Source organism: Pseudoxanthomonas sp. 134C1, assembly GCF_057773065.1.
This window is the reverse complement of record NZ_JBYMTH010000006.1, coordinates 184337-196720: the sequence shown is the minus strand read 5'-3', so window position 1 is coordinate 196720 and position 12384 is coordinate 184337. Positions and strand designations below refer to the sequence as shown.

The 12384-nt window shown below is 67.7% G+C and carries 13 protein-coding genes; 6 read left to right on the top strand and 7 right to left on the bottom strand.

What is annotated here, in order from left to right; all coding sequences use genetic code 11:
• The first annotated feature begins 71 nt into the window (after nt 1-71).
• Nucleotides 72-833, top strand: coding sequence for a DUF8198 family protein (locus AC3DEZ_RS13375; RefSeq protein ID WP_488388656.1), 762 nt, complete (start codon nt 72-74; stop codon nt 831-833).
• Between the two features lie 61 nt (nt 834-894).
• On the opposite strand, the gene AC3DEZ_RS13370 is transcribed toward AC3DEZ_RS13375, so the two are convergent.
• The gene (locus AC3DEZ_RS13370; RefSeq protein WP_447102404.1) at nt 895-1170 is read right to left on the bottom strand and encodes a polyhydroxyalkanoic acid system family protein; all 276 of its coding nucleotides are present in this window, start codon (nt 1168-1170) and stop codon (nt 895-897) included.
• A 111-nt stretch (nt 1171-1281) separates the two neighbouring features.
• Between AC3DEZ_RS13370 and AC3DEZ_RS13365 the strand changes: the two genes are divergently transcribed.
• Nucleotides 1282-2082, top strand: coding sequence for an FHA domain-containing protein (locus tag AC3DEZ_RS13365; protein WP_488388655.1), 801 nt, complete (start codon nt 1282-1284; stop codon nt 2080-2082).
• Here the strand turns inward: AC3DEZ_RS13365 and msrQ are convergent.
• Nucleotides 2051-2653, bottom strand: coding sequence for a protein-methionine-sulfoxide reductase heme-binding subunit MsrQ (gene msrQ / locus AC3DEZ_RS13360; protein ID WP_488388696.1), 603 nt, complete (start codon nt 2651-2653; stop codon nt 2051-2053). The genes AC3DEZ_RS13365 and msrQ overlap by 32 nt on opposite strands.
• A gap of 158 nt (nt 2654-2811) precedes the next feature.
• On the bottom strand, nt 2812-3780 hold the full coding sequence (gene msrP, locus AC3DEZ_RS13355) for a protein-methionine-sulfoxide reductase catalytic subunit MsrP (RefSeq protein WP_488388654.1): 969 nt from the start codon (nt 3778-3780) through the stop codon (nt 2812-2814).
• 211 nt (nt 3781-3991) lie between these two features.
• Between msrP and serC the strand changes: the two genes are divergently transcribed.
• From serC to aroA, 3 genes are all read left to right on the top strand, one after another.
• The gene (gene serC, locus AC3DEZ_RS13350) at nt 3992-5077 is read left to right on the top strand and encodes a 3-phosphoserine/phosphohydroxythreonine transaminase (protein ID WP_488388653.1); all 1086 of its coding nucleotides are present in this window, start codon (nt 3992-3994) and stop codon (nt 5075-5077) included.
• Between the two features lie 72 nt (nt 5078-5149).
• A complete protein-coding gene (gene pheA / locus AC3DEZ_RS13345) occupies nt 5150-6310 on the top strand; it encodes a prephenate dehydratase (RefSeq protein WP_488388652.1) in 1161 nt (386 codons plus the stop codon).
• Between the two features lie 125 nt (nt 6311-6435).
• Nucleotides 6436-7737 (top strand): 3-phosphoshikimate 1-carboxyvinyltransferase, encoded by a 1302-nt coding sequence (gene aroA / locus AC3DEZ_RS13340; protein ID WP_488388651.1) that lies wholly within the window; start codon nt 6436-6438, stop codon nt 7735-7737.
• A gap of 154 nt (nt 7738-7891) precedes the next feature.
• On the opposite strand, the gene AC3DEZ_RS13335 is transcribed toward aroA, so the two are convergent.
• Together AC3DEZ_RS13335 and AC3DEZ_RS13330 are read right to left on the bottom strand one after the other, a co-directional pair.
• Nucleotides 7892-8470 (bottom strand): energy transducer TonB, encoded by a 579-nt coding sequence (locus AC3DEZ_RS13335; protein WP_488388650.1) that lies wholly within the window; start codon nt 8468-8470, stop codon nt 7892-7894.
• 153 nt (nt 8471-8623) lie between these two features.
• Nucleotides 8624-9286 carry an energy transducer TonB gene (locus AC3DEZ_RS13330; RefSeq protein WP_488388649.1) on the bottom strand — a complete coding sequence of 221 codons (663 nt, stop codon included), beginning with the start codon at nt 9284-9286 and terminating at the stop codon, nt 8624-8626.
• A 115-nt stretch (nt 9287-9401) separates the two neighbouring features.
• Between AC3DEZ_RS13330 and serS the strand changes: the two genes are divergently transcribed.
• A complete protein-coding gene (serS, locus tag AC3DEZ_RS13325; RefSeq protein ID WP_488388648.1) occupies nt 9402-10688 on the top strand; it encodes a serine--tRNA ligase in 1287 nt (428 codons plus the stop codon).
• A 196-nt stretch (nt 10689-10884) separates the two neighbouring features.
• Here serS and AC3DEZ_RS13320 read toward each other — a convergent pair whose 3' ends face one another.
• A complete protein-coding gene (locus AC3DEZ_RS13320; protein WP_488388647.1) occupies nt 10885-11625 on the bottom strand; it encodes a DNA alkylation repair protein in 741 nt (246 codons plus the stop codon).
• A gap of 138 nt (nt 11626-11763) precedes the next feature.
• Entirely contained in the window at nt 11764-12342 is a 579-nt protein-coding gene (locus AC3DEZ_RS13315; protein ID WP_488388646.1) for an FMN-dependent NADH-azoreductase, read from the bottom strand.
• Between the last annotated feature and the right edge of the window lie 42 nt (nt 12343-12384).

Sequence of the window (12384 nt, the reverse complement as noted above, 5' to 3'; positions counted from 1 at the left end):
ACGATGCGCCGAGTGTAGCCGACCGGCGGGGGCGCTTGCGGCGGGCCGGGCGGCCCCGGATCATCCGGTTCATGGCCCGTCCTTCTTCCATCGGCGATCGGCTTGGCCGTCGCCTGGCCTGCCACCAGGCCCTGCACGATCCCCTTGGCGAGCCGCGCAACCGGCTGGCCTGGCTCCCGGAGCTGCGGCGCTGGCAGGCGGCGCGGCTGGAGCAGAGCTTCGGCCATTTCCTCGCCGATCCGCGCCGCCGGGGCGCGGCGATGTTCTTCCTCACCGACGTCTACGGCGATCAGGACTTCAGCCGCCGCGACGCCAATGTCGCCAAGGTGGTCCCGATGATGCAGCGGCTGCTGCCCGCCGCGGTGCTGGAGACGGTCGACGACGCCATCGAACTGGGGGCGCTGACCCATGCCCTGGATCTGCGCATGGCCGAGGCACTGGCCTCGCTCGCGCCACGCCGCAAGCGGCTGGACGAAGCCCTGTACGGACAGGCCTACCGGCAGGTCGGGCACCGGCGCCTGCGCGCCCGCCAGATCGATCTGATCGCGGAACTGGGCGTGGGGCTGGCGCGGGCGGTGAAGATGCCGGGTGTGCTGACCCTGCTCAAACTCTCGCGGGGCCCGGCCAAGGCGACCGGGCTGGGCGAACTGCAGGGTTTCCTGGAACGCGGCTTCGCCGCGTTCTCGGCACTGGGAGACGGAAAGGCGTTTGTCCGTGACATCGAACAGGCCGAACGCGAAGTCTCGCGGCGGCTGTTCGCCGACGACCCCACGCCGTTTGCCCAGGACCCGACTTGTGGGAGCGACGCAAGTCGCGAGGCTTTTCGTACCTGATACGTGCGGAAATCGTGCGTTCGCGACTTGCGTCGCTCCCACAGGGAAAAGCGCGCTTGCCTCAGGCGAACTTCTCGCCCAGCACGCGCCGGATCTCCGATTCGATCGGTCCCCTCATCGCCGACAGCAGGAAGCCCAGATCCGCGGTGACCCGCAACTGGCTCGGCAGCAGCGCGATATGACCATCGACGCCGGAGCGGCGGAAGTTCATGGTGTCGCCATCCCAGGCGTAGTCCATGTCGAAGCGCTCGGCCAGTTTGCGCGCCACGTCCTCGACCGCCTTCCTCGCCTGCGCCGGGGTCTTGCTGTGGTCGTGGACGATGTCGATGGTGGCCATGGCGTTCTCTCCGGAAAGGCCACCTATTGTCCGCAAGCCGTTCACATTCGCAAGCAGGTCGATGCTGATCAGGCTGGATGTCGTGGCCCCGGCTGCGCTAGTCTGCCGCCGGTGGAAAACCTGCGACTTCATTTTTCAAACCGCGCGCAACCGGATCGCCCCCTTTCGATGGGCGTGCACCGGATCGTGCGCGAGGCTTCCGGTCACGTCGGCGTCGGCGATCAACTGCAGGGCGCGCTGCTGGTGCGCATCTGCGTGGATCGCCGCGGCCTCTGGCTGCAGGTTCCGACCGGCATGCGCGGCGTGCATGTGAACGGGCGCCCGATCCTGCGGATGGCGCTGCTGCGCGCCGGTGACAGCATCTACGTGGATGGCGTGGAGCTGCTGGTCCAGGCCGAGCACCTGCCGCCCGAACGCGGGCCTGAACCAGTACCGGCGCCCCCGGATCCACGCATCATCCTGCGCGGCGTGGGCGGCAAGTACCACGGCCGCAGCATTCCGCTGCTGCGGCCGGTGCTGGTCGGGCGCGCCCGCGAGGCGGCGATCCGGGTGGACGAGCCCGTCTTTGCCGAGCGCCATGCGCAACTGGAGATCCAGGGCGACCGGGTCTCGCTGCGTGACCTCGGTTCGACCGAAGGCAGCCTGGTGAACGGTGTGGCGACGCGCGATGCCCTGTTGGTGGCCGGCGATCAACTGGTGTTCGACGCGCAGCATCGTTTCGTGGTCGAAGTGCCCTGGACCCGCGCGGATGCCCTGCTGGGCGAAGCCGGTGGCGAACCGATGGCTCCTACCGAATCCGAATCACCCGAGCCCCGGCGCGCGGGCAATGTGCGGCGCTGGCCCTGGCTGCTGCTGGCGGCGCTGCTGCTGGCGGCAGCGCTCAGCGCGTTGCTGCTGTTCGGTTCCGGTTGAGGCGCCTGGCGAGCCGCCAGCCCAGCAGCACGGCCAGGATGGCGGCGTAGAGCAGCGGTTCGCGGATGTCCGATTTCACCAGCCACCAGAAATGCAGCACGGCCAGCACGCCGACCGCGTAGATCGCCTTGTGCAGCTGGCCCCAACGCCGGCCCAGGCGCCGGATCCAGCCCTGGGTGGACGTCACCGCCAGCGGAACCAGCAGCAGCCAGGCGGTGAATCCCACGGTGATGTACGGACGCTTGGCGATCTCCTCGAATATCTGCGTCCAGTAGCCCTGCAGGTCGAGCACCAGATAGCTGGCCAGGTGCAGGCAGGCGTAGAAAAACGCATACAGGCCCAGCATGCGCCGGAACCGGATCAGCACCGATTGCCCGGTCAGTTGGCGCAGCGGGGTGATGGCCAGGGTGATCATCAGCATCCGCAGTGCCCACAGTCCCGTGCGGTGCTCGACCTCCGCGACCGGATCCGCGCCGAGCGCGTCGCTGCCGGTGTGCAGCACCGACCAGAACTGCCAGGCCAGAATCGCCAGCGGGGTCAGCGCCAGCGCATGCACCAGCGCCTTGGCCATCCGCGGATTGGAAGCACGCCTGGCCCGGTTCATGCCGCGCGACGGGTTCCGGCCCGCGTTCGTACCGCCAGCGCGAACACCCGCGCCGGCCGGCTCCGCGGGAGGGGAGAACCGGAACCGTCGCCAATCCGTCTGGCGTCTTTCAGCCGCATATCAATTCAATACCACTTCTTCAGATCCAGCCCCGCGTACATCGAGGCGACCTGGGGACCATAGCCGTTGAACAACCGGGTAGGAATGCGTTCGGCGAACACCCGGTTGGTCGAGCCGGCGATGCGGCGTTCGGTTTTCTGGCTCCAGCGCGGGTGATCGACGGCCGGATTGACGTTGGAGAAGAAGCCATATTCCGAAGGCTGCAGTTCATGCCAGGCCGTCTCCGGCATCTTCTCCACGAAGGTGATCGCCACGATCGACTTGATGCTCTTGAAGCCGTATTTCCACGGCACCACCAGCCGCAGCGGCGCGCCGTTCTGCTGCGGCAGCGGCTTGCCGTACAGGCCGGTGGCGAGCAGGGTCAGCGGGTGCATCGCCTCGTCGATGCGCAGGCCTTCCTTGTACGGCCATTCGATGGAGCGATAACGGATGCCGGGCATCTGCACCGGATCGGCCAGGGTGGTGAAGGCGACGTAGCGCGCCTTGGAGGTCGGCGCGAATTTCTTCAGCACCGCGCCGAGGGGTACGCCCAGCCACGGGATCACCATCGACCAGCCTTCCACGCAGCGCAGCCGGTAGACGCGCTCCTCCGGTGTCAGGCCCTTGAGCAGATCGTCCAGTGCCAGCTTGCCCGGACGCTCGCACTCGCCGCCGACCACCACCGACCAGGGCGAGGTGCGCAGGGTCTTGCGGGCGGTGGACGGGTCGGCCTTGCCGGTGCCGAACTCGTAGAAGTTGTTGTAGGTGGTGACGTCGTCATAGCGGGTCAGCGGTTCGTCGGTCCGGAAGCCGGACCGGGCCTGTTCGGGGGTGATCGCGGCCCGGGGAGGGGCCGGCGGCTCCGCGTCGGCACAGCCGGCCAGGGCGATGGCCGGCCCGAGCGCGAGGGCGCGCAGGAGGTCGCGGCGCTGGCGGTAGACCGCCTCGTCGGTGATCTGGGAGGCGGGAATCCTGAGGGCATCCCGGAGGGACATGGGAGACTCCAAGCGGCAGTCGTGGATACAAGACAGAGGCGCGGACCGGTCGGAAGGTTTCGCGTGATCGGGTGCCGCTCCCCGCGACCGCGCGCTCCGTTTATACGCCGGACAGCCGCGAACGGCATGAAGCCACCGGAAAACGGCGGCAAAGGTTGCCCCTGCAACTGATGCACTGCGGCATACTACGGATTCCCCGTTCAGGTGCCTTATGACGCGCGCGTACAACTTCAGTGCCGGTCCCGCCACCCTTCCCGAACCGGTATTGCGGCAGGCCCAGGCCGAGATGCTGGAATGGAACGGCGTCGGCGCGTCCATCGTCGAGATCAGCCACCGCAGCGCGGATTTCATCGCCGTGGCCGCACGGGCCGAGGCGGATCTGCGGACCTTGCTGTCCATCCCAGACGAGTACGCGGTGCTGTTCCTGTCCGGCGGCGCCACCACCCAGCAGGCGCTGCTGCCGCTGAACTTCGCCGCCCCGGGGCAGGCCGCCGACTACGTGGTCAGCGGCCACTGGGGCAAGACCGCGATCAAGCAGGCCAAACCGTACGTGGCCGCCAACGTCGCCGCCGACGGCGAGCCGGGCGGATTCCGCGATATCCCGGCACGCGGTGAGTGGCGCCTGAGCGCCGATGCCGCCTACGTGCACATCACCGCCAACGAGACCATCCACGGCCTCGAATTCCGCGACGTGCCGGACGTGGGCGCAGTGCCGCTGTTCGCCGACTTCAGCTCCAACATCGCCGCCGAGCCGCTCGATGTCTCGAAGTTCGGCCTCATCTACGCCGGCGCCCAGAAGAATCTTGGCCCGGTCGGCATCTCGGTGGTCATCGTCCGCCGCGATCTGCTGGAACGCGCCGGCCAGCCACGCGCCGACATCTTCGACTACCGCTCGCATGCCGCCCGCGATTCGATGCTCAACACGCCGCCGACCTGGAACTGGTACCTGCTGGGCCTGACCGTGAAGTGGATGCTGGACGAAGGCGGCGTCGCCGAGTTCGCCCGCCGCAACGCGGCCAAGTCGACGCTGGTCTATCAGGCCATCGACGGCTCCGGCGGCTTCTACCGCAACGAGGTGGCGAAGGCGGTGCGTTCGCGGATGAACATCCCGTTCTTCCTGCCGGACGAGGAACTGACCGCGCGCTTCGTCAGCGAGTCGAAACAGGCCGGCCTGCTGGCGCTGAAGGGGCACAAGGCGGTCGGCGGCATCCGCGCCTCGCTGTACAACGCCATGCCGCTGGCCGGCGCGCAGGCGTTGGCGGATTTCATGCGCGACTTCCAGCAGCGCAATGGTTGAATGACATCAAGGCAGGAGCGACGTCAGTCGCGACTGACGTCGCTCCTGCCAGGAATTTCAAGGAACAGACAAATGGCCGAAAAGCCCAGGAAAACCACCGGCAAAACCGCCAAGCCGCCCGCCCGCGGCAAGGCCGCCGCGCCCGCCATCGCCGCGCCGGTGCTAGCCGATGTGCGCGCCAAGATCGACGGGATCGATCGTCATATCCAGGAATTGATCGCCGAGCGCGCGCGCTTCGCCCACCAGGTCGGCAAGGCCAAGGGCAAGCTGGCCGCGGCGGTGGACTACTACCGCCCCGAGCGCGAGGCGCAGGTGTTGCGCATGGTGGTGGATCGCAACGAGGGCCCGCTCAGCGACGAAGTGCTGGTGCATGTGTTCCGCGAAATCATGTCCGCCTGCCTGGCCCAGCAGGAGCCGTTGAAGATCGGCTTCCTCGGACCGGAAGGCACCTTCAGCCAGCAGGCCGTGCTCAAGCACTTCGGCCGTTCGGCGCATGGCCTGCCGCTGGCGAGCATCGAGGAAGTGTTCCAGGAAGTGGAGAGCGGCAACGCCGATTTCGGCGTGGTGCCGGTGGAGAACTCGGGGCAGGGCACCATCCAGGTGACCCTGGACATGTTCCTTACGTCCAACCTGAAGATCTGCGGCGAAGTCGAGTTGCGCGTGCATCAGTTCCTGCTTTCGCGCACCGGCCGCATCGACGACATCGAGCGCATCTACGGACATCCGCAATCCTTCGCCCAGACCGCCGGCTGGCTGCGTGCCAACCTGCCCAAGGTCGAGAAGATTCCGGTGTCCAGCAACGCCGAGGGCGCGCGCCGCGCGCGCAACTCCGATGACGCCGCCTGCATCGCCGGCGAAAGCGCCGGTCATGTCTACGGCCTGAAGAAGGTCGTGATGAGCTCGATCCAGGACGACAAGGACAACACCACCCGGTTCCTGGTCATCGGCCGCAGCATCTTCCCGCCGTCCGGCCATGACCGCACCTCGGTGCTGGTCTTCATCCACGACAAGCCGGGCGCGTTGTTCGACGTGCTCAGCCCGTTCGCGCGCCACGGCATCAGCATGAACCGGATCGAATCGCGCCCGTCGCACCACGCGAAGTGGGAGTACGGCTTCTTCATCGATCTGGCCGGCCACGTCGACGATGAAGGCATGAAACAGGCACTGGCCGAGCTCAAGGCGCATTCCGCCCAGATCAAGGTCCTCGGCTCCTACCCGGTGGCGGTGCCCTGATACGGGAATGGGGAATCGGGAATGGGGAATCGTCCAAGCTGACAGATTCACCTTTGCCGGGTGCCCTTCGTTCCACGTGATGTCGCTCTTTCGATTCTCCATTCCCCATTCCCCATTCCCTGCAAATGAACGACTGGATTGCTTCCCCCGGACAGCCGCTGCGCGGCGAGCTGACCATTCCCGGCGACAAGTCGGTATCGCATCGCGCGGTGATGTTCGCCGCGTTGGCCGACGGCGTCTCGCAGATTGACGGTTTCCTGGAGGGCGAGGACACCCGCGCCACCGCCGCGATCTTCCAGAAACTCGGCGTGCACATCGAAACCCCGTCGCCGTCGCGCCGCATCGTGCATGGCGTGGGCGTGGACGGACTGAAGGCCGCGACCGGTGAACTCGATTGCGGCAACGCCGGCACCGGCATGCGCCTGCTGGCCGGCCTGCTGGCGGCGCAGCCGTTCGACAGCATGCTGATCGGCGATGAATCGCTGTCGCGCCGGCCGATGCGCCGCATCACCGGGCCGCTGGCGCGGATGGGCGCGCGCATCGATACGCAGGAAGGTGGCCTGCCGCCATTGCGCATCCACGGCGGCCAACCGCTGCACGGCATCGACTACACACTGGAAGTCGCCAGCGCGCAGGTGAAATCGGCGGTGTTGCTGGCGGGCCTGTACGCGCAGGGTGAGACCATCGTCCACGAACCGCATCCCACCCGCGACTACACCGAGCGCATGCTGGCCGCCTTCGGCGCCGACATCGAGTTCTCCCCCGGTCACGCCCGCCTGCGCGGTGGCCAGCGCCTGCGCGCGACCGATGTCGTGGTGCCGGCGGATTTCTCCTCCGCGGCGTTCTTCCTGGTCGCCGCCAGCATCGTGCCCGGTTCGGAACTGCGTCTGCGCGCGGTCGGACTCAATCCACGCCGTACCGGCCTGCTGGCCGCGCTGCGCCTGATGGGCGCGGACATCCGCGAGGAGAACCGGGCGGAGCAGGGCGGCGAACCGGTCGCCGATCTGGTGGTCAGGCATGCGCCCCTGCGCGGCATCGAGGTGCCCGAAGCGCTGGTGCCGGACATGATCGACGAGTTCCCGGCGCTGTTCGTGGCCGCGGCCTGCGCCGAAGGTCCTACCGTGGTGCGCGGCGCCGCCGAACTGCGGGTGAAGGAATCCGATCGACTCGCCACGATGGCCGCTGGCCTGCGCACCCTGGGTCTGCAGGTGGATGAAACACCGGACGGCGGCACGATCCATCCGGGCGCAATGCAGAGCGGCCGCATCGACAGCCACGGCGATCACCGTATCGCCATGTCCTTCGCGGTCGCCGGCCAGCGCAGCGGCGGCGAAGTGCGCGTCGGCGACATCGCCAACGTCGCCACCTCGTTCCCCGGCTTCGACACCCTGGCCACCGGCGCCGGCTTCGCCTTGCGGTCCGCATGAGCGATACCTGTGGGAGCGACGTGAGTCGCGATTGAAATCATCCCCGAGCCTGATGGACGACGGTCGCGACTGACGTCGCTCCCACAAGGAAGGAAGAACAAAAAAGGGAAGCCGTCCCCGGCCTCCCTTTTTCGATTCCGGTTTCAGGCTGGACTTAAATCGGCTTGAAATCCACCGGCACCTGCACCGTGCTGGCGACACCCTTGCCGTTGCGCATCGCCGGCTCGAAGCGCCATTTGCGCACGGCCTGCACGGCGGCGCGATCCAGATCGCGGTTGCCGCTGCGGCGAATCACGTCCACATCGATCGGCTGGCCGCTGGCATCCAGTTCGGCGCGAACCATGACCGTGCCACCGATGCCGGCACGCAGCGCGGTGGCCGGGTATTGCGGTGACCGGTTGCCGGCCAGCAGGCGCGGTGCCTGCGAACGGACCTGGCGTTGCGCCGAGGCGGTCGGGGTGCGACGGGTCTCGGCACGCGCTTTCTCGGCACGCGTTGCCGTGACCTGCCCGCTCTCCTCAGGCGTGACCACCGGTGCGGTCACTGGCGGCGCCGCGCTTTCCAACGGCAATGATGAGGGCTGGTGCTGCTTGTACCAGGCCAGTCCTGCCGCGACCACCGCGATCAGGGCGATCAACCAGAGCAGGAGCAGGGATGCGTTCTTCTCCCGCGGCGGCGATGCATCGGCCGTATCGGCAGGACTCCATTCGGGCTGGGGATGTGTCTGCGCCATGGAAAACCTCCTCGTCCACGCGTTGCTGCGTTGGCATCGAGTCTTGCACGGAGGTTTGTTGGCATCGCGTGAGTGGCCGGTAAAAGCGCACGGAGCGGGAAAGTCGCGATTCAGCTGGCGCGCCGCCGGTTCAGCTGCGCGCCAGTTGCGGGCTCATTGTTGCAGATTGAAATCGATGGGCACGACCACGCTGGACGCCACCGGCTGGCCATCGCGCTGGGCCGGATTGAAACGCCAACGGCGGACCGCGTCGAGCGCCGCGCGATCAAGATCACGCGAACCGCTGCGGGCCTCGATGGACACGTCGGTCGGCACGCCGTCCGCACCGACCTGGACCCGCACCATGACCGTGCCCGCGTCGCCGCGACGCAGGGCGGCGGCGGGGTAGTCGGGAGGCGGTGTCTGGCCGGCGATTGGCACCGGCTGGTCACCGGGCGCCAGGGCGACGCCGGCAGCGGGAGCCGCCGCCGGCGCATCGGGCGCGGTGGGGGCCGCGGGGGCCGGAACTTCTTCGATCGGCGCCGGCATCGGCGCCTGTTCCACCAGTTGCGGACGCTCGTTGCCCGCCTGGCTGGGCTCCTCCAGGCCGCTGGCGCCGCCGCGCGCGGGCAGGGGCTCGGGCAATGCCTCCACCACCGGCTTGTTGCCCTCGACCGAGGCTTCTGGCTGGTAGAAACCATCGTCACCGCGGCCGGCCAGCCAGACGATTGCGAACAGCAGCAGCCCGGCACCGAAGGCGATGCCGGCAATGCGCAGAGTGCGACGGGGCAGGCGGAACACGAGTTCGGAATCCGGGGATTCGCGGGAGGCGGACATGGAGGGCACCGTGGTGGCTGCGCCGATTCTGACACGCCCGGGGTGAATGCCGCGAGGCATCGCGGCGCATAAAAGGCGATAATCGGCGTCCTGCCGCATATCCGCTCCGAATCCCATGCTCGATCCCGCCCTGCTTCGCACCCAGACCGCCGAACTCGCCCAACGCCTCAAGGACAGCCGGGGTTTCGACCTGGACGTGTCCCGGCTGGCCGAACTGGAGTCGGCGCGCAAGCAGATCCAGAAGCGCACCGAGGAACTGCAGAACCTGCGCAATACCCGCTCCAAGGCGATTGGCCAGGCCAAGGCCAAGGCCAAGGGCGAGGACGTGTCCGCGCTGATGGCCGAAGTGGCCGGTTTCGGCGACGAGCTCAAGGCTTCGGAAGTGAAACTGGAGGAAATCCGCGGCGAGATCGAGGCGATCGCGCTGGGCATTCCCAATCTCCCGCATGCCAGCGTCCCGAACGGCAGCGACGAGAGCCAGAACGTCGAGCAACACCGCTGGGGCGACCAGCCGGTGTTCGATTTCCCGGTCAAGGACCACGTCGAACTCGGCGCCCGTCATGGTTGGCTGGACGGCGACACCGCCGCGAAGATCTCCGGCGCGCGCTTCACCGTGCTGCGCGGCCAACTGGCCCGCCTGCATCGCGCGCTGGCGCAGTTCATGCTCGACCTGCATACCGGCGAACACGGTTACGAAGAAACCAATGTGCCGCTGCTCGTCAACGCCGAGAGCCTGTACGGCACCGGCCAGCTGCCCAAGTTCGAAGAGGACATGTTCAGCACCCAACTGGGCGAGCACAAGCGCTACCTGATCTCCACCTCGGAGATCTCGCTGACCAACATCGTCCGCGACGAAATCGTCGACGACGCGCGCCTGCCGCTGCGCATGACCGCGCATTCGCCGTGCTTCCGCTCCGAGGCCGGCAGCAGCGGCCGCGACGTGCGCGGCTTCATCCGCCAGCACCAGTTCGAGAAGGTTGAACTGGTCTCGATCGCGCGCCCGGCGGAAAGCTACGACGAGCACGAGCGCATGACCCGCAGCGCCGAAGTGGTGCTGGAGAAGCTGGGCCTGCCGTATCGCCGCATGTTGCTGTGCTCGGGCGACATGGGGTTTTCCGCCACCAAGACCTACGACCTGGAAGTCTGGCTGCCGTCGCAGCAGACCTACCGCGAGATTTCCTCGTGCTCCAACTGCGAGGATTTCCAGGCCCGCCGCATGCAGGCGCGCTGGCGCAACCCGGCGACCGGCAAGCCGGAGCCGGTGCATACCCTCAACGGTTCCGGCACCGCCGTGGGCCGCGCGCTGATCGCGGTGATGGAGAACTACCAGAACGCCGACGGTTCGATCACCGTGCCCGAAGTGCTGCGTCCCTACATGGGCGGCGTCGACCGCATCGCCTGATCGGCGCGCGCGGCGCCATCCCATAGAGCGGAGTTTGCTCCGCTGTCTCCTGTCCGATTTCGGCCATCCGAGTCGTCCGGATTCGTCCCGATCGGCCGTGCTGCCGTGACCGGGCAAGCCCGGCTCCACGCCTCCCCTTCCGGAGAAGGGGGACCGAGGGGATTTGCTTCTGGCCGGCTGGCCTGCACACCGCCACTCAGTGCCGCGCCAACCGCTCCACCACCTGCGGACGTGTCAGATCACGCAGTGCGTCCTTGCCGACCCAGCGCTCCGTGGCGTTTTCGGACGCCGCCAACCGGCGTGCCAGCGCCACCGCCGTGGCGTGCAGTCCCACGCGACGCTGGCCGATGGCCCGCAACGCCCAGCTGACCGCTTTCCTGACGAAGTTGCGCGGATCGGCGGCGGCGGCCTCGACCAGGTGCAGTCCCTCGGCGAATACCCCGTCGGGCGCCCGTTTGTCATGGACCGCCAGGCCGGCGAGCACGGCAAACGCCGCCCGTTTTTCGAATTCGCCGCGCCGGCCACTCCACTGCGTCACCTTGCGCCAGGCATGCGGCGTGCGATCGAACAGGTGGAAGCACAGAGTGTCGCAGAGTGCCCAGTTGTCAAAGTCCCGGCACCAGCGATCCATCTGCGCGGCGCTCAATTGCGAAGGATCCGCGACGAAAGCGACCAGCTGACGCGCCTCGTACACGCCGCTGTCCCACAGGGCGGGAGCCAGCGCAGGCTGGCGGCCGATGTGTTTGCCGATCGCCTGGATCTTCGCCATCGGCACGCCGAGGGCGTGATCGTCGGGAATGCCGAAGCGGGCGAGCCCATCGCGATGGGCCGGACTGGCCTGTTGCCGAAGCATCGCCAGCGCCTGTTCGATATCGACCGGTGCGGGGATGGTGGCCGGGCGGGAAACGCGGCGCGCGGGCTTCTGGGTGGCAGGCATGGTCAAAGTGGCTGTCAGGAGCACTCAAGCATAGCTACGCGATGGCGCCGGCGTCGCGGACCGGCAGACACGGACAAAAAGGGCCCGCTTGCGCGGGCCCCGGGAAGGAACTGCGGGAATGCAAGAAAGACTGCGCGCTTACGCCGCAAGGCGCTGCGGAACCGGGATCGAAGCCAACGCGCTGGCCATCGCATCGACGCGATGCTGCGGTGAGTAGTTCACGCCTTCGGCACGGACGAACTCAACGTCGGTGATGCCCATGAAGCCCAGTACGAACTTGAGATAGGGCTCCTGGAAGTCGCTGGCGGCGCCGGAATGGATGCCGCCGCGACCGCTGGCGATGATCACCTGCTTGTTGCCGGCCAGTCCTTCCGGGCCCTTTTCGGTGTAGCGGAACGTGCGTCCGGCCACCGCGACCCGGTCAATCCAGGACTTGAGGGTGGAGGGGATGCCGAAGTTGTACATCGGCGCTCCGATCACCACGACGTCGGCGTCCAGGAACTGCCGCAGGGTCTCCTCGGAGGCCTCGGCGACCGCGGGATCGACCTTGGCCAGCACCGGCCCGGTCAGATGGGGCAGGGGTTCGGCGTCCAGATCCCGGTAGGTGACCTTCAGACCGGGCACCTCGTCCTGCCAACGGGCTACGATGGCGGCGGTGAGTTGGCGGGTGACCGAGTTGTCGGCCAGCGCGCTGCTGTCGATGTGCAATAGTTTCATGATGGCCTTGTCCGGCAAATGCGGCCGTGCCGCGTTGGGTGC

Coding starts and splice junctions, on each gene's coding strand:
- AC3DEZ_RS13320 (WP_488388647.1), bottom strand. CDS start 11,625: ATGCCTGCCACCCAGAAGCCCGCGCGCCGCGTTTCCCGCCCGGCCACC.
- AC3DEZ_RS13335 (WP_488388650.1), bottom strand. CDS start 8,470: ATGGCGCAGACACATCCCCAGCCCGAATGGAGTCCTGCCGATACGGCC.
- aroA (WP_488388651.1), top strand. CDS start 6,436: ATGAACGACTGGATTGCTTCCCCCGGACAGCCGCTGCGCGGCGAGCTG.
- AC3DEZ_RS13330 (WP_488388649.1), bottom strand. CDS start 9,286: ATGTCCGCCTCCCGCGAATCCCCGGATTCCGAACTCGTGTTCCGCCTG.
- msrQ (WP_488388696.1), bottom strand. CDS start 2,653: ATGGCCAAGGCGCTGGTGCATGCGCTGGCGCTGACCCCGCTGGCGATT.
- AC3DEZ_RS13315 (WP_488388646.1), bottom strand. CDS start 12,342: ATGAAACTATTGCACATCGACAGCAGCGCGCTGGCCGACAACTCGGTC.
- serC (WP_488388653.1), top strand. CDS start 3,992: ATGACGCGCGCGTACAACTTCAGTGCCGGTCCCGCCACCCTTCCCGAA.
- pheA (WP_488388652.1), top strand. CDS start 5,150: ATGGCCGAAAAGCCCAGGAAAACCACCGGCAAAACCGCCAAGCCGCCC.
- msrP (WP_488388654.1), bottom strand. CDS start 3,780: ATGTCCCTCCGGGATGCCCTCAGGATTCCCGCCTCCCAGATCACCGAC.
- serS (WP_488388648.1), top strand. CDS start 9,402: ATGCTCGATCCCGCCCTGCTTCGCACCCAGACCGCCGAACTCGCCCAA.
- AC3DEZ_RS13370 (WP_447102404.1), bottom strand. CDS start 1,170: ATGGCCACCATCGACATCGTCCACGACCACAGCAAGACCCCGGCGCAG.
- AC3DEZ_RS13375 (WP_488388656.1), top strand. CDS start 72: ATGGCCCGTCCTTCTTCCATCGGCGATCGGCTTGGCCGTCGCCTGGCC.